This window comes from Aeromicrobium sp. MLTX1, from assembly GCF_046452335.1.
In the GTDB taxonomy this organism is placed as follows: Bacteria; Actinomycetota; Actinomycetes; order Propionibacteriales; family Nocardioidaceae; genus Aeromicrobium.
Genome location: NZ_JBKFDN010000001.1, coordinates 440272 through 455788 on the forward strand (window position 1 = coordinate 440272; position 15517 = coordinate 455788).

General features: G+C 72.7%; 16 protein-coding genes and 1 tRNA gene. 8 read left to right on the forward strand and 9 right to left on the reverse strand.

Annotated features, from left to right (window positions below; all coding sequences use genetic code 11):
- The first annotated feature begins 4 nt into the window (after positions 1–4).
- A complete protein-coding gene (locus tag ACK99Q_RS02040; RefSeq protein ID WP_410184578.1) occupies positions 5–601 on the forward strand; it encodes a GNAT family N-acetyltransferase in 597 nt (198 codons plus the stop codon).
- Positions 602–659: 58 nt separating this feature from the next.
- On the opposite strand, the gene ACK99Q_RS02045 is transcribed toward ACK99Q_RS02040, so the two are convergent.
- Positions 660–1910, reverse strand: a complete 1251-nt coding sequence (locus tag ACK99Q_RS02045; protein WP_410184579.1) for an MFS transporter — start codon at positions 1908–1910, stop codon at positions 660–662.
- Positions 1911–1964: 54 nt separating this feature from the next.
- Between ACK99Q_RS02045 and ACK99Q_RS02050 the strand changes: the two genes are divergently transcribed.
- The 3 genes from ACK99Q_RS02050 to ACK99Q_RS02060 are packed head-to-tail and all read left to right on the forward strand — an operon-like array spanning position 1965 to position 4969.
- Positions 1965–3110 (forward strand): MFS transporter, encoded by a 1146-nt coding sequence (locus ACK99Q_RS02050; protein WP_410184580.1) that lies wholly within the window; start codon positions 1965–1967, stop codon positions 3108–3110.
- The gene (locus tag ACK99Q_RS02055; protein WP_410184581.1) at positions 3107–3778 is read left to right on the forward strand and encodes a uracil-DNA glycosylase; all 672 of its coding nucleotides are present in this window, start codon (positions 3107–3109) and stop codon (positions 3776–3778) included. Before ACK99Q_RS02050 ends, ACK99Q_RS02055 begins: the two co-directional genes overlap by 4 nt.
- A 9-nt stretch (positions 3779–3787) precedes the next feature.
- Positions 3788–4969, forward strand: coding sequence for an AI-2E family transporter (locus ACK99Q_RS02060; RefSeq protein WP_410184582.1), 1182 nt, complete (start codon positions 3788–3790; stop codon positions 4967–4969).
- A gap of 27 nt (positions 4970–4996) precedes the next feature.
- Here the strand turns inward: ACK99Q_RS02060 and purU are convergent, their stop codons facing one another.
- From purU to ACK99Q_RS02080, 4 genes are read right to left on the reverse strand one after another with little or no spacing between them, the layout of a single operon-like run.
- On the reverse strand, positions 4997–5863 hold the full coding sequence (purU, locus tag ACK99Q_RS02065) for a formyltetrahydrofolate deformylase (protein ID WP_410184583.1): 867 nt from the start codon (positions 5861–5863) through the stop codon (positions 4997–4999).
- Between the two features lie 13 nt (positions 5864–5876).
- On the reverse strand, positions 5877–6812 hold the full coding sequence (locus ACK99Q_RS02070) for a sodium:calcium antiporter (protein WP_410184584.1): 936 nt from the start codon (positions 6810–6812) through the stop codon (positions 5877–5879).
- Between the two features lie 9 nt (positions 6813–6821).
- Complete coding sequence (locus tag ACK99Q_RS02075; protein ID WP_410184585.1) at positions 6822–7181, reverse strand: DUF488 domain-containing protein; 360 nt, start codon at positions 7179–7181, stop codon at positions 6822–6824.
- A complete protein-coding gene (locus ACK99Q_RS02080) occupies positions 7178–7516 on the reverse strand; it encodes a cupin domain-containing protein (RefSeq protein WP_410184586.1) in 339 nt (112 codons plus the stop codon). The genes ACK99Q_RS02075 and ACK99Q_RS02080 overlap by 4 nt, the downstream gene beginning before the upstream one ends.
- A 60-nt stretch (positions 7517–7576) precedes the next feature.
- On the opposite strand from ACK99Q_RS02080, the gene ACK99Q_RS02085 reads away from it, so the two are divergent.
- A complete protein-coding gene (locus tag ACK99Q_RS02085; protein ID WP_410184587.1) occupies positions 7577–8509 on the forward strand; it encodes an MBL fold metallo-hydrolase in 933 nt (310 codons plus the stop codon).
- Positions 8510–8517: 8 nt separating this feature from the next.
- On the opposite strand, the gene ACK99Q_RS02090 is transcribed toward ACK99Q_RS02085, so the two are convergent.
- Together ACK99Q_RS02090 and ACK99Q_RS02095 are read right to left on the reverse strand one after the other, a co-directional pair.
- A tRNA-Thr gene (locus ACK99Q_RS02090) sits at positions 8518–8590 on the reverse strand.
- 34 nt (positions 8591–8624) lie between these two features.
- Entirely contained in the window at positions 8625–9404 is a 780-nt protein-coding gene (locus ACK99Q_RS02095) for a hypothetical protein (protein ID WP_410184588.1), read from the reverse strand.
- A 24-nt stretch (positions 9405–9428) separates the two neighbouring features.
- Here ACK99Q_RS02095 and ACK99Q_RS02100 point away from each other — a divergent pair, with 24 nt between their 5' ends.
- Both ACK99Q_RS02100 and ACK99Q_RS02105 read left to right on the forward strand, forming a co-directional pair.
- A complete protein-coding gene (locus ACK99Q_RS02100; protein WP_410184589.1) occupies positions 9429–10607 on the forward strand; it encodes an amino acid deaminase/aldolase in 1179 nt (392 codons plus the stop codon).
- On the forward strand, positions 10604–11887 hold the full coding sequence (locus ACK99Q_RS02105) for a D-arabinono-1,4-lactone oxidase (RefSeq protein ID WP_410184590.1): 1284 nt from the start codon (positions 10604–10606) through the stop codon (positions 11885–11887). The genes ACK99Q_RS02100 and ACK99Q_RS02105 overlap by 4 nt, the downstream gene beginning before the upstream one ends.
- A 12-nt stretch (positions 11888–11899) precedes the next feature.
- Here the strand turns inward: ACK99Q_RS02105 and rlmB are convergent, their stop codons facing one another.
- Together rlmB and cysS are read right to left on the reverse strand one after the other, a co-directional pair.
- Entirely contained in the window at positions 11900–12844 is a 945-nt protein-coding gene (gene rlmB / locus ACK99Q_RS02110; RefSeq protein ID WP_410184591.1) for a 23S rRNA (guanosine(2251)-2'-O)-methyltransferase RlmB, read from the reverse strand.
- The gene (gene cysS / locus ACK99Q_RS02115) at positions 12844–14244 is read right to left on the reverse strand and encodes a cysteine--tRNA ligase (RefSeq protein ID WP_410186052.1); all 1401 of its coding nucleotides are present in this window, start codon (positions 14242–14244) and stop codon (positions 12844–12846) included. Before cysS ends, rlmB begins: the two co-directional genes overlap by 1 nt.
- A 109-nt stretch (positions 14245–14353) precedes the next feature.
- Here cysS and ACK99Q_RS02120 point away from each other — a divergent pair, with 109 nt between their 5' ends.
- On the forward strand, positions 14354–15502 hold the full coding sequence (locus ACK99Q_RS02120; protein WP_410184592.1) for a peptidase C39 family protein: 1149 nt from the start codon (positions 14354–14356) through the stop codon (positions 15500–15502).
- Positions 15503–15517 lie beyond the last annotated feature (15 nt).

The following is a 15517-nucleotide window of genomic DNA, read 5'->3' on the forward strand; positions in this document are numbered from 1 at the left end:
CCCCGTGACCGATCCCTGGACCACCCCGGCGCCTCTCGCCGGTCGCCTCGTGCGCCTCGAGCCGCTCGGACCCGAGCACGCCGAGGGCCTCGCGGCCGCCGGCGACGACCCCGCCGTCTTCGAGCACCTGCGTCGCTGGGACGTCATGACCCCCGAGGTCGCGGCCGGCCACATCGCGCGTGCCGTTGCCGACCCGGCGCTGGTGCCGTGGGCGCAGATCGACGCCCTCACGGGCGAGGTGGCGGGCACGACCTCCTACTACGACATCGACGCCGAGCTGCGCACCGTGGCGATCGGGCACACCTGGATCGGCCGGCGCTTCTGGCGGACCGGCCTCAACACCGAGGCCAAGCTGCTGCTGCTCACGCGGGCGTTCGACGAGCTCGGCTGCGTGCGCGTCGTGTGGCACACCGACATCCGCAACGACCGGTCACAGGCCGCGATCGCGAGGCTCGGCGCGACCCGCGAGGGCGTGCTGCGCAAGCACAAGCTGCGCGACGACGGCAGCTGGCGCGACACCGTGACCTTCTCGATGCTCGACGACGAGTGGCCTGCCGCGCGTGACCGACTGCGGGCGCGCCTCGCGGTCGACGCAGGATGAGGCATTCGGGCACCGGAGCGGGGCGCGATGCCTCATCGTTCGTCCCGGCGGAGCCGCGTCAGGAGACGATCTTGGCGTTCCGCAGGATGCGCTGCGTGGCCAGCGAGAGCACGAAGGCGACCGCCATGGCCGAGATCGTGACCGCGAACGCGGGCGTGGGGCCCGAGGGGCCGAACGCGCCGTCGGCCGCGCGGCCTGCGAGCGACGCGCCCGTCGCGTAGCCCAGACCCGTGCCGCCGGCCATGAACGTCATGGCGGTGCCGATGCGGGCGGGCGGCACGATGAGGCCGGCCAGCGCGAACGCGCTGATCAGGTAGGGCGCGACCGCGAAGCCCAGGACGGCGATGACCGCGACGACCTGCGGGATGGTCTGGACGAGCAGCAGCGGCAGCGCCAGCACGACCATCGCGCCCGACGCCCACAGCATGCGCGTGGCGTAGAGGACGCTGGCCGGGACGGCCGCGAGCGACAGCGCTGCGACCATGCTGCCGATGCCGAGGACCGCGTGGATGAGGCCCGCCACGTCGGGGTGGCCCTGCTGCGTGGCCAGCACGGTGGAGCCCGCCTGGATGCTGCCGAAGAACGTGCCCATGAGGAAGACGGCGACCGCCAGCACGATGAACGCCGAGGTCCACATCCTCACGCCGTGGGTGGGCGCGTGCTCGCTGCCGCGCGGGACGAGCGCAGCGGTGCGGTGGACCGCGAACCACGAGCCGAAGACCAGCAGCAGCACGGCCGCTGCGAGCAGCGCGCCGTCGGCGCCGATCAGCACGCCGAGGATGCCGACGAGCGCCGGGCCGAGCACGAAGGACGCCTCGTCGCCCGCGCCCTCGTAGGAGAAGGCCAGGTCGACGAAGCGGTCGACCTCGTCCTTGCGGATGCGTCCCTCGCTCACGCGCAGCCGCAGGACCGGACGCCAGCGCACGCGGGCGAGCGGGCCGACCTGGGGCATGACGAGTCCGGTCGCCGCGGCGACGCCGATCAGCGCACCGGACGAGACGCCGTGATCGGCCGCGTAGACGACCGCCACGAGGCCGATCGCGCCCAGGATCGACTGGGTGAGCACGACGGGGCGCTGACCGATGCGGTCGGCCGCGGCCCCGAAGAAGGGCGACCCGATCGCGCTGGCGACCGCGAGCGCACCCGCCGTGGCGCCGGCGATGCCGTACTTGCCGGTGGCCTGCGCCACGAGCATCAGGACGCCCATCTGGCTCATGGCCAGCGGGATGCGCCCCAGGAAGGCCACCGCGACGAACGAGAATCCAGCTGCGCCCCAGAGGCGGCGGTAGTCGGCGATGGCGGAGGACACAACCCACCCATGCTACCGGTCGGCGCCGCGCGCCGGCCTCCTAGACTCGGTGCAATGGTGGAGGCGACGATCGGGCGCGCCCGGGTGGCGACGTCGGGACTGCTGTTCAGCAACGGATTCCTGCTCGGCGCGTGGATCGTGCACATTCCCGTGGTCATGGACCGCACGGACATCACGGCCGCCACGCTCGGCACGCTGCTGCTGTGGATGGGCGCGTGCGCGTGGATCGGCATGCAGGCCGCGGGTTTCTTCGTCGACCGCACCGGCAGCGCCAAGGCGGTCACCGCCGCGCTGCTCGCGATGGTGCTCACCGTGACGCTGCCGGGGCTGGCCACCGACCCGTGGACCCTCGCAGCCGCCCTCGGCGTGCTCGGGTTCTCCAACGGCATCGTCGACGTCGCCCAGAACGCCCAGGCCGTCACCGTCGAGCGCGCGTACGGCCGGCCGATCATGTCCTCGGTGCACGCCTGGTTCTCGGCCGGCGGGTTCGCCGCCTCGGCACTCGGCGCCGGCATGCTCGCCCTCGGCTGGCCCATCCCGCTGAACTTCGTCCTGTTCGCGGTGATCGGCCTCGTGCTGCTGGTCCTCATCCGGCCCCACCTGCTCGACCACGACGTCCGCGACGCCGACGACCGTCCCGGCCGCCCGCCGTGGACCGCGCAGATCCTGCTGCTCGGCGCCCTGGCGTTCGCGCTCATGCTGGCCGAGGGCGTCGCCTACGACTGGAGCACCGTCCACCTGCGCGACGAGCTCGGCACCACCGAGGCACTCGCGGCCGTCGCGTACGGCGCGTTCAGCCTCGCCATGTTCGTCACGCGACTGCTCGTCGACCGCGTCGTCGCGGTCATCGGACCCGGACGGTTCGTGCGCTGGGCCTCGCTGCTCGGCGCGGTGGGCCTGGCGATCGCGATCGTCGCACCCACCCCGGCCGTCGCCATCGCGGGCTGGGCCGTGGTGGGCATCGGCCTGGCCGGCTGCGTGCCCCAGTTCTTCAGCGCCGCCGGCAACGTGGACCCGCGGCACGGCGCCGCGATCATCGCGCGGGTCACCGGCATGGGCTACGTCGCGCTCTTGAGCGGCCCCTCGGTGATCGGCCTGCTGACCCACTGGGTGCCGCTCACGACCGCGTTCCTCGTGCCGCTCGCGCTGTGCCTCGTGGCGAGCGCGCTGGCGCCCACGGCCCTGAGGAGGCACCCGTGAGCCTGCGCGACCTCATGGCGCCCGACTGGGCCGAGGCCATGGAGCCGGTGGCGCCCCAGATCGCCGCGATGGGCGACTTCCTGCGCGCCGAGATCGGCGCGGGCCGCACCTACCTGCCCGAGCCCGACGCCATCTTCCGCGCCTTCCGCACCCCGCTGGCGCAGGTGCGCGTGCTCATCACGGGCCAGGATCCGTACCCCACGCCGGGGCACCCGATGGGACTCTCGTTCTCGGTCCGGCCCGACGTGCGCCCGCTGCCCCGCAGCCTGGCGAACATCTACCGCGAGCTGGAGGCCGACCTCGGCATCGCGCCCGCGCCGCACGGCGACCTCTCCGCGTGGGCCGACCGGGGCGTCATGCTGCTCAACCGCTGCCTGACGGTGCGTCCCGGCGAGGCCGCGAGTCACCGCGGTCGCGGCTGGGAGGCGGTCACCGACCGGGCGATCGCCGCCCTCGTCGAGCGTGGCGGCCCGCTCGTCGCGATCCTGTGGGGCCGCGACGCCCAGTCGCTCGCCCCACGCCTCGGCGACGTGCCGCGGATCGAGTCGGCGCACCCGAGCCCGCTGTCGGCCTCACGGGGGTTCTTCGGCTCGCGCCCGTTCAGCCGCGCGAACGACGCCCTGCGCGCCCAGGACGCGCAGCCGGTGGAGTGGGAACTGCCCCGCTAGGGTTGCCGCGTGAGCCAGACACGCATCCGCGACCGCGCCGTCCTCATCGACCAGGGCTTCGTGGTCATCCAGCGCTGGGGCCTGCGCATCATCGTGATCGCCGCCGCCCTCTACGTGCTGGGCTGGGGCGTCGGCCGCACCTGGATGATCTGGTTCCCCGTGTCGCTGGCGATCCTGTTCGCCACCGTCCTCGGCCCGCCGACCAAGCGCCTGCGCGAGCTCGGCGTCCCCGCGGCCGCCGCCGCCGGCGTCGTGATGCTGGCCTTCCTGGCCGCGCTCGGCTTCCTGTTCTCCATTCTCATCCCGCAGCTGGTCGACGAGGCCCCCGAGATCGCCGACCGCGCCGCGAAGGGCGTCAGCGAGGTGCAGGACTGGCTCGTCAACGGGCCGCTGCCGATCGAGGCCGGCCAGATCACGAACGCGCTGAACTCGGTGGAGGACTGGCTGCGCGACAGCGCCGGCGACATCAGCAGCGGCGTGCTCTCCACGATCGGCGTCGCCACCAACGTGGTCCTCAACACCGTCCTGGTGCTGATCCTGACCTTCCTGTTCATCAAGGACGGCCACCGCTTCCTGCCGTGGGTCGAGCGCCTCGGCGGCCACCGCGTCGGCGGTCACCTGCGCGAGATGCTGAACCGCGCGTGGAACACCCTCGGCGGCTTCATCCGCACGCAGGCGCTCGTGTCGTTCATCGACGCGGTGCTGATCGGCATCGCGCTGGCCGTGGTCGGCCAGCCGCTCTGGGTGCCGCTCGCGGTCATCACCTTCATCGGTGGCTTCATCCCGATCGTCGGTGCGTTCGCCAGCGGCGCGATCGCCGTGCTGGTGACCCTCGTGACGAACTCGCCGCAGGACGCGCTCATCATCCTCGTCGTGATCATCGTGGTGCAGCAGCTCGAGGGCAACGTCCTCTCGCCGATCCTGCAGGGCAAGAGCATGAACCTGCACCCGGCCGTCGTGCTGATGGCCGTCACGGCGGGCGGCTCGCTGTTCGGCATCACCGGCGCGTTCCTCGCGGTGCCCGTCACGGCCACCATCGCCGAGGTCCTGCGCTACGCCAACGACCGGATCGATGCCTCGCTCACGGCCGGCGGCGATCCCGTGGCGGCGATGACCGCGCCCACGGTGGCCGACGTCGAGGCCGACGAGGCCGAGACAGAGGCCTCCCAGGACCGCGAGCGCGACAGCTGACCGAGGCGCCCGCCGCGGTCGGCGGGCTCAGTCGAAGACGACCGTCTTCATCCCGTTGAGCAGCACGCGGTGCTCGGCGTGCGCCCGCACCGCGTGCACCAGCGCGCGGGCCTCGAGGTCCTGGCCCATCGCGGCCAGCTCGGAGGCCGAGGAGCGGTGGTCGACCCGGCGGAAGTCCTGCTCGATGATCGGCCCCTCGTCGAGGTCGGCCGTCACGTAGTGGGCGGTCGCGCCGATGACCTTCACGCCGTGGCGGTGCGCCTGCTCGTAGGGACGTGCGCCCTTGAAGCTGGGCAGCAGCGAGTGGTGGATGTTGATGGCGCGGCCGTGGACGTCGCGGCACATCTGGTCGGTGAGGATCTGCATGTAGCGCGCCAGGATGAGCGCCTCGGCGCCCTTCTCGTCCATGAGGTCGAGCACGAACTGCTCGGTCTCGCGCTTGGTGTCGGGCGTGACGCGGATCTGGTGGAACTCGATGCCGTGCCACTCCACCGTCTCGCGCCAGTCGGGGTGGTTCGACACGACGGCGACGATCTCGATCGGCAGCTGACCCTGGCGCGTGTGGAAGAGCAGGTTGTTGAGGACGTGGCCCTGCTTGGAGACCATCACGACGACCCGCAGCGGCGCCGTGGCGTCGTGCAGGTCCCAGTCCATCTCGAAGGGCTCGAGCACCGGCGCCAGCGCGGCGCGCATGTCGTCGAGCGCGACCTCGCGGTCGGCGGCGAACCGCACGCGCATGAAGAAGCGGCGCGTGTCGGGGTCCGCGTACTGCTGGCTCTCGGTGATGGTCCAGCCGTCCTGCGCCAGCGTGGAGGCGATGGCCGCGACGATGCCCACCCGGTCGGGGCAGGCGAAGGTGAGGATGACGTCGCTGTGCGGCTGGGAGGTCTCCATGAGGTGCATCGTCTCAGGTGCGCACCGCGAGGACGACGCCCAGGTAGAGGACGTAGGCCAGCACGGCCGCGATGCCCTCGGCGCGCGACATCCGGCGCCCCGTGGCCAGCACCGGCAGCAGCATCACCGCGACGAAGGCCATGAGCGGCAGGTCGACCCGGATCAGGTCGCTCGTGACCTCCAGCGGCGCGACGAGCGACGTCACGCCCAGGATCAGCGCGAGGTTGTAGACGCTCGAGCCGATGAGGTTGCCCACCGCGATGTCCCGGTTGCCGCGCAGCGTGGACACGACCGTGGTCACCAGCTCGGGCGCCGAGGAGCCGATCGCGACGACGGTGAGGCCGATGACGACCTCGCTCACGCCGAGGGAGGCCGCGAGGTCGACCGCGCCGTGCACGAGCCAGTCGGCGCCCAGCACCACGACCCCGAGTCCGGCGACCAGCACGACGAGGTGCCGGACCAGGCCGCCGCCGGACGCGTCGGGCTCGGCCGCGGGCCGCGCCGGGTCGCGCACGGCGAGCACCACGACCGCCAGCGTGTAGACCGCGGCGATGACCACCAGCAGCGTGCCGTCGGCGCGCGAGAGCCGTCCGTCGAGCGCCAGCACGACGACCAGGATCGAGACCGCCGCGACGACGGGCAGCTCGAACACGATCGTGCGCGACTCGACGGCCAGGGGCACGAGTGCGGCGCTCAGGCCCAGGATCAGCAGCAGGTTGACGATGTTGGTGCCGGCGATGTTGCCCACCGCGAGCGGGCCCGCGTCGCGCAGCGCCGCGTCGATGCCGATCGCCAGCTCGGGCAGGCTCGTGCCGATCGAGACGACCGTGAGCCCGATGACCATCGGCGGGACGCCGAGCCGGGTCGCGACGGCGGCACCTCCGCGCACCAGCAGCTCGGCCCCGACCACGAGCGTCGCCAGGCCGGCCGCGACCAGCAGGATGGCCACGCAGCGGGCCTAGTCGCGCTCGCCGCTGGACCGCTGGAGCCGGTCCTTCAGCAGCAGCGCGTGGTTGTGCGCCTCGTCGCGCGCCGCGAACAGGAGGGTCACGACGTCGTGCTCGGCGACGAGGCCGCGCAGCTCGTCGAGGGCCGGGTTCGCGTCGAGCTCGTTCGCGTACTCGTCGGCGAACGCGGAGAAGGCGATGTGCTCGTGGTGGAAGAGCTTGCGCAGCTCGGTGCTGGGCGCGACCTCCTTGAGCCAGACGTCGACCGCGGCGCGCTCCTTCGTCATGCCTCGCGGCCAGAGGCGATCGACCAGCACGCGCAGCCCGTCGTCGGGCGACGGGTCCTCCTGCACCCGGCGGACGCGGATCATGAGCCGGCCGGGACGAAGGTGGTCAGCAGGACGGCGGCGTCCTCGAGCGCCAGCAGGTCGTGGCGGTGGTCGGGGATCACCAGCAGCTCGCCGGCGGCGCCCTCCCAGGACTCCTCCCCCGCCGTCAGGCGGACCCGTCCCGACAGCACCTGCAGGGTCGCCTCGGGCGGCGCCTCGTGCTCGTCGAGCCGGCGCTCGGCCGCGAGCGCGATGACCGTCTGGCGCAGGTGGTGGTGGCGACCCCGGTGCAGCGCGACGGCGCTGCGACCGCTGGAGGCCTGGCCCGCCGCGGCGAGCTGGTCGCGGACGAGGGACGGGAGGTCGGTGGAGTCCATGACCCGACCGTAGCCCGAGCGGGGTGCCTCGCGCGCCGCCTCGTGAGAGAGTCCTGAGCCATGCGCATCAAGCCCGGCCGCCCCGACCTGTCGACCCACGCCGCCCTGTTCGACGTGCCGGAGGCGGCCGCCGGCGCTCCCTCGGTGACGTTCGGTGGCGTGTCGACGCTCGCGTTCGACGACGGACGCTCGGCCCTGCTCACGGACGGCTTCTTCTCGCGCCCGTCCCTGCTGCGGGTCGGGCTGGGCCGGATCGCGCCCGACCTCACGCGGATCGCCGACGGCCTGCGGCGGGTGGGCCTCGCCGGGCCCGAGGCCTCGCGGCTCGAGGCGGTGCTGCCCGTGCACAGCCACTTCGACCACGTCATGGACGCGCCCGAGGTCGCCCGGCGGACCGGCGCGGCACTCGTCGGCGGCACCTCGACGCTGAACGTGGGTCGCGGTGCCGGCCTGCCCGACGACCAGCTGCGTCCGGCGAAGCCGGGCACGCCGATGGAGCTGGGTCCCTGGCGCGTCACCGCCGTGCTCTCCGAGCACTGCCCGCCCGACCGCCACCCCGGCACGATCGACCAGCCGCTCGCGGTGCCCGCCCGCGCCGGGGCCTACCGCTGCGGGGAGGCCTGGTCGCTGCTCGTCGAGCACGACGCGGTGGGCGCCACGCTCGTCCAGGGCAGCGCCGGCTTCGTGCCGGGCGCCCTCGACGGGATGGGCGCCGAGGTCGTCTTCCTCGGCATCGGGCAGCTCGGGCTGCTGGGCCCGGAGTACGTCGAGGGGTACTGGACGCACACCGTGCTCGCCGTGGGCGCGCGCCGGGTCGTGCTGACCCACTGGGACGACTTCTTCCGGCCGCTGGACCGGCCCCTGCGCGCCCTGCCGTACGCGGGCGACGACCTCGACGTGACGATGCGCGAGCTGCGGTACCTGGCGGGACGGGACGGGGTCTCGCTGCACCTCCCGACGCTGGGGCGGCGCGAGGACCCCTGGCGGGCCTGACGACCCGGAGCCCCCGACAGGATTCGAACCCGCGACATCCTCTTTACAAGAGAGGCGCTCTACCGACTGAGCTACAGGGGCGCGGCCGTGGCCGACCGCCTCATCCTAACGACGCTCAGACGCGGCCGGCCTGGCACGCTCGCGCGAAGTCCTCGTCGACCTGGTCCTCCTCGGGCAGGGCCGGCGTGACGGCCTCGTCGCCGTTGCCGATCTCCGCGAACTGCGTGAGGTCGGTGACCTGGTCGTCGGAGTCGCCGCCCGGCGTGAGGAACCCGTCGAGCACGATCGCGCAGTCCGCGGCGCCGAACTCCTGCCAGCCGGTGAGCGTGCCCCACTCGTCGGCGCCCTCACTGGCGATGACGCCCTGGGTGCGCAGCACGCCGATGACGCGCACGAGCCCCTCCTCGTTCTCGACCTCGTAGGCGGTGCGGGTCTGCAGCGACAGGTCGACCGACCCGTCGTCCTCCGAGGTCTCCCAGACCGCCGTCATCCGCGTGCCGCGCAGCTCGAGGTCGGGGTCGAGGACGGTGGCGCGCGCCAGCCCGGGCTCGGTCTGGGCGTCCGCGGCGTCGTCGATCGCGGCGACGAGGGTCTTCGGCAGGCCGTCGCCGACCGACTCGGGGTCCGTGGCGGCCTGCAGGCCCCACGTCGTGACCGCGTCGGTCATCTCCTCGTACTCCGCGGCGGACACGCCGTCGGGCCGGGCGGGCGGCTCGGGGATCGCGTCGTCGGGCGCGGGCCAGCCGGCGATCCCCAGGTCGTCGAGCGTGATCTGCTGCGTGGGCGCGGGCTGCGGATCCGGCGTCGCCGCGGTCTCCTCGGGCTCGTCCGACCCCCCGGTGCATCCCGCCAGCACGAAGGTCACCAACACGAGCAGCAGGACCGGTCGACGCACCCGTCCAGTATGCATACTGGCCCCGTGGCTCCTGCGAACCCGACTCCCCCGTACCCCCGCCTGCTGCGCGCCACGAGCCTGCTCGACACCCCGTACGCGGTGATCGACGAGGAGGCGCTGTGGGCGAACGCGGCCGATCTCGTCCGCCGCGCCGGCGGCAAGCCGATCCGGCTGGCCACCAAGTCGATCCGGGTGCGGTCGATCATCAAGAACGCGCTGACGCTCGACGGCTTCCGCGGGGTCATGACCTACTCGCTGGCCGAGTCGGTCTGGCTGGCCGACCAGGGCGTCGACGACATCCTGCTGGCGTACCCCAGCGTCGACCGCGAGGCCTACGCCGAGCTGATCGCCGACGAGCGGCGGCTCGCGTCCATCACCGTGATGGTCGACTCGATCGAGGCGCTCGACCTCATCGACTCCTTCCTCGGGCCCGACCACCCGCCGATCCGCGTGTGCCTCGACGTCGACTCGTCGCTGCGGATGCTGGGCGCGCACCTGGGCGCCCACCGCTCCCCCGTGCACACCGCCCGCGACGCGAAGCGGATCGCCGCGACGATCACCGCCCGGCGGGGGTTCGACCTCGTCGGCCTGATGTTCTACGACGCGCAGATCGCGGGCCTGCCCGACGGCGGCCCGGCCATCGCGATGGTGAAGCGGCGCTCCGCGGCCGAGCTCAGGCGCCGGCGCCGCAAGATCGTGAAGGCCGTCGGCGCCATGACCGACCTGCAGATCGTCAACGCGGGCGGCACCGGCAGTCTCGACGTCTGGCGCGACGACGCGTCGGTCACCGAGCTCGCGGCCGGCTCGGGGCTCTTCGTCCCCACGCTGTTCGACGACTACCGGTCCTTCACCCCGCGGCCCGCGGCGTTCTTCGCGCTGTCGGTCGTGCGCAAGCCCAGCCGCGACGCGGCCACGTGCTTCGGCGGCGGCTACATCGCCTCGGGCCCGGCCTCCAAGTCGCGCGTGCCCACCCCCGTGTGGCCCGAGGGCCTCGAGTACTACCCCAACGAGGGCGCCGGCGAGGTGCAGTCGCCACTGCGCGGCAAGGTCGCCCGCACCCTGGCCATCGGCGACCGCGTGCTGTTCCGTCACGCCAAGGCCGGCGAGATGTGCGAGCGGTTCGACCGGGTCGCGATCGTCGATGCCGCCGGCCAGGCCTCGCTGACCCCCACCTACCGCGGCGAAGGGAAGAACTTCGGATGACCTCGTGGAGCAACTGGGCCGGCAATGTCACGGCCTCGCCCGACGCGATCGAGCACCCCGGCTCCACCGACGAGGTGGTCGCGCTCGTCCGCGCCCACCCGCGGGTCAAGGCGGTCGGCGCGGGCCACTCGTTCACGCCCATCGCGCAGCCCGAGGGCGTGCAGCTGCGGCTCGACCGGATGGACCGCGTGCTCAGCGCCGACACCCGCACGGGCCTCGTGCGCGTGCAGGCCGGCATCTCGCTGCACGACCTCAACCGTCGCCTGACGTCGCTCGGGCTGGCGCTGCCGAACCTCGGCGACGTCGATCCGCAGTCGGTCGCCGGCGCCACCTCCACGGGCACCCACGGCACCGGCGCGCGGCTCTTCGGCATCGCGAAGGCCGTCGCCGGGCTCCAGCTCGTCACCGCCGACGGCGAGGTGCTGGAGATCGGCCCCGACCACGAGCTCTTCGACGCCGCCCGCGTCGGCCTGGGCGCCCTCGGCATCGTCACCGAGGTGACGCTGCAGTGCGTCCCGTCGTTCCTGCTGCACGCGCGCGAGGAGCCGATGGCGCTCTCGGACGTGATCTCGGGCCTCGACGAGCTCGTCGACGGCAACGACCACTTCGAGTTCTACTTCTTCCCGCACACCGACAAGGCGCTCACGAAGCGCAACAACCGCGTGCCCGACGGCACGACGCGCGCGCCGCTGCCCCGCTGGCGCCACGCGCTCGACGACGAGCTCCTGTCGAACACCGTCTACGAGCAGGTGCAGCGCCTCTCGACGCGCCGGCCCTCGCTGATCCCGCGGATCAACGCGCTCTCGGGCTCGCTGCTGGGCGCCCGCGAGTACACCGACGTGTCGCACGAGGTCTTCATCTCGCCACGCCGCGTGCGCTTCCGCGAGTCGGAGTTCGCCCTGCCGCAGGCCGCCGCCGCCGAGGCGATTGCCGAGATGCAGCGCTGGTACGCGCGCACCGACCGCTACGTCTCGTTCCCCGTCGAGGTCCGCTTCACCGCCGCGGACGACATCTGGATGTCCACCGGGTACGAGCGGGACAACGTCTACATCGCGGTGCACCAGTACCACCGCACCGACCCGGCCGAGTACTTCGCGGCGATGCAGGACATCTTCGTCGCGCACGAGGGCCGACCCCACTGGGGCAAGATGCACACCCTCGGCCCCGACCACTTCCGCTCGGTCTACCCGCGGTTCGACGACTTCGTCGCCGTGCGCGACCGGCTCGACCCCGAGCGCCGCTTCGGCAACGCCTACCTCCGCCAGGTGCTGGGCAGCTGAGGCAGCGGTGGGTCAGGCGCGCGCCTGGCTGATCGCGTAGAGCGAGATGCCCGCGGCGACGCCGGCGTTGAGGGACTCCAGCGTGGACGACATCGGGATCGAGACCAGCTGGTCACACGTCTCGCCGACGAGTCGCGACAGGCCCTTGCCCTCGCTGCCGATCACGACCACGAGCGGACCGTCGCCGAGGTCCATCTCGGGCAGCGCGACGTCGCCGTCGGCGGCCAGGCCGATCACCATGAGGCCGGCCTCCTGGTACGCCTTGATCTGACGCGTGAGGTTCGTGGCGCGCGCCACCGGGACGCGGGCCGCCGCGCCGGCCGAGGTCTTCCACGCGGCCGCGGTCATCTGCGCCGCGCGACGCTCGGGGATGACGACGCCGTGCACGCCGAACCCGGCCGCCGAGCGCACGATCGCGCCCAGGTTCCGCGGGTCGGTGATGCTGTCGAGCATGACGATGAGCGGCGGCTCACCGCGCTCGGCCGCGAGGTCGAGCAGGTCGTCGGGATCGGCGTAGTCGTACGCCTCGAGCTTGGCGGCGATGCCCTGGTGGACGGCGCCCGACGTGATGCGGTCGAGCTCGTTGCGCGCCACCTCGAGCAGCGGCACGTGCAGGTCGGCCGCGAGCTGGAAGATCTCGCGCACGCGGTCGTCGCGGTCGATGCCCTCGGCGACCTGGAGCGACACGACCGGCACGCTGGCGCGCAGCAGCTCCACGACGGAGTTGCGACCCACGACCAGCTCGGGACCGTCGTCGTTGCGGCGCTTGGGTCGTCCCGACTGACGCCGGTCGGCCGCCTGGGCCATCTTGTACTTCTTGTGGTTCGGGCGGTCCTCGGCGCGGGGCGTGGGGCCCTTGCCCTCCAGACCCTGGCGGCGTCGTCCGCCCGAGCCGGCGGTGGGGTTGCCCTTGCCGGTCTTCTTGATCGCGCCCTTGCGCTTGCTGTTGCCGGCCATCAGCGGCCACCCTTCAGGTTCCAGCGGGTCCCCGAGGGCGTGTCCTCGAGCTCGATCCCCGCAGCAGTCAATTGGTCGCGCAGCTCGTCCGCGCGTCCCCAGTCCTTCGCCGCCTTGGCCTCGGCGCGTGCCGCGACGAGCGCGTCGACCAGCTGGCCGAGCGCGTCGGTGGCGGCGCCCGAGCCGTCCTGCGTGCCCCACGTGAGCGGGTCGAGGCCCAGCACGTCGAGCATCGCGCGGACGGAGGCCAGCGTCGCGGCGAGCGCGGCGGTGTCGCCGTCGGCGAGCTGGCGGTTGCCCTCGCCGATCTCGGCCTGCAGCACCGCGAGCGCCGCCGGGACCGAGAGGTCGTCGTCCATCGCGTCGGCGAACGCCTGCGGCACGGCGCCGACTTCGCCCTCGCCCACCAGCTCGGCGGCACGGACGCAGAAGCCCTCGATGCGCTCGAACGCCGTGGCCGCCTCGGCGAGCGACTGCTCGCTGAACTCGATGATCGAGCGGTAGTGCGCCGCGACGAGGTAGTACCGCACCGCGATCGCGGGGACGCGCTTGACGACCTCGCCGACCGTGAGCGTGTTGCCGACGCTCTTGCTCATCTTGGAGTTGCCCAGGTTGAGCATCGCGTTGTGCATCCACACGCGCGCGAACCGCTGGCCGGCCGCGCGCGACTGGGCCAGCTCGTTCTCGTGGTGCGGGAAGCGCAGGTCGAGGCCGCCGCCGTGGATGTCGAACTCGTGGCCGAGGTACTTCGCGGCCATCGCCGAGCACTCGAGGTGCCAGCCCGGACGACCGCGGCCCCACGGCGTGGGCCACGAGGCGGACTCGGGCTCGTCGGCCTTGCGGCCCTTCCACAGCGCGAAGTCGCGCGGGTCGCGCTTGCCCTCGGGCGGGGCGTCCGGCGCGGCCTGCATGTCGTCGAGGCGCTGGTTGGACAGCTGGCCGTAGTCGGGCCAGGAGCGCACGTCGAAGTAGACGTCGCCCGAGCCGTCGGTGGCCGGGTAGGCGTGGCCGCGCTCGATGAGCTCGGTGATCATCTCGATCATCTCGGGCACGTGGCCGGTGGCGCGTGGCTCGTACGTGGGCGGGCGGCAGCCCAGCACCTCGTAGGCGGCGTGCAGCGCGCGCTCGTTCTCGTAGGCGACCTCGAACCAGGGCTTGCCCTGCTCGCGGCCCTTGGCGAGGATCTTGTCGTCGATGTCGGTGACGTTGGCGATGATCGTGACCTCGAGGCCTGCGTGCTCGAGCCAACGGCGCAGCACGTCGAAGACCAGCTCCTTGCGGATGTGGCCGATGTGCGGCGGGCCCTGCACGGTCAGACCGCAGTGGTAGATGCCGACCTGGCCGGGCACGACGGGGTCGAGCGGCCGCAGCTCGCGGCTGGCGGAGTCGTAGAGGCGCATCGTCACCCCCCAAGAGTATCGGCCGCGGACAGCCCCACCGACCGCGACGAACCGCGCCAGCGCCGTCACTTCGCTACCAACCGCCACAGTTTTCACTTAGCCTGAGGCGGTGATCCGCCGACTCTTCCCCGTCGCGGCAGCGCTCACGGCCCTGCTGACGTCCGTCCTGATCGCGCCCGGCCTGGCCACCGCGCCCGCCGAGGCCGCCTCCTACCCCCGTCCGAAGCTGACCCAGTTCACGCCGAAGCTGACGATCCCCGCCGGCGCGAAGGCCAAGTCCTGGCGCTCGCCGTGGGTCTCGACGCCGCAGGCCAGCACCGCACTGATCCCGTCGTGGAACGTCACCCGCATGCCCAGCGGCACCTGGATCAAGGTGAAGGTGCGCGTGTCCAGCGGCTCCACCGTCTCGTCGTGGAAGACCGTCGCCCAGTGGCGCCACGCCCTCGCCGGCGGCCAGCGCCGCACCTACGGCGCGCAGGCCGACCGGCTGGCCCGCGTCGACACCGACGTGGTCCGCGCGGTCACGGGCAAGACGTTCTCGAAGTGGCAGGTGCAGGTCTCGGCCGGCCGCAAGACCGTGAAGACGAAGACCCCGATCGTGCGCACCGTCGCCGGCGTCTCGTCGACGTACGTGAGCAAGACCGCGGGCACGTCGAAGACCACCATGACGAGCACGGTCGACCTCAAGGTCCGGGCGTCGTCGCAGATGATCCACTCCGGCCACTACCCGCAGTACGGCGGTGGCGGCGAGGCCTGGTGCTCGCCGACCTCGACCTCGATGGTGCTGCGCTACTACGGCCTCGGCCCGAAGGCCGCCGACTACGCGTGGGCGTCCGGCGCCGACCGCTGGGTCGACCACGCCGCGCGCTACTCCTACGACTCGTCCTACAAGGGCACGGGCACGTGGCCGTTCAACACGGCCTACGCGTCGATGTACAGCACCGACGCCGTGGTCCACCGCCTGGTGAACCTGCGCGAGATCGAGGCGTACATCAAGAAGGGCGTGCCCGTCGTGACCTCCGTGGCGTTCGGCCGCGGCCAGCTGAGCGGCTCGCCGATCAGCGCGACGCCGGGCCACCTCATGGTCGTGCGCGGCTTCACGAAGGGCGGCGACGTCCTGGTGAACGACCCCGCCGGCCGTACGAACTCGCAGGTCCGCCGCACGTACGACCGGGCCCAGTTCGAGCGCGCGTGGCTCCAGGGCAGCGGCGGCGTCGTCTACGTGATCGCGCCGCGGAACAAGCGCCTCACATTCTGAGCCCGACTAGGGTTC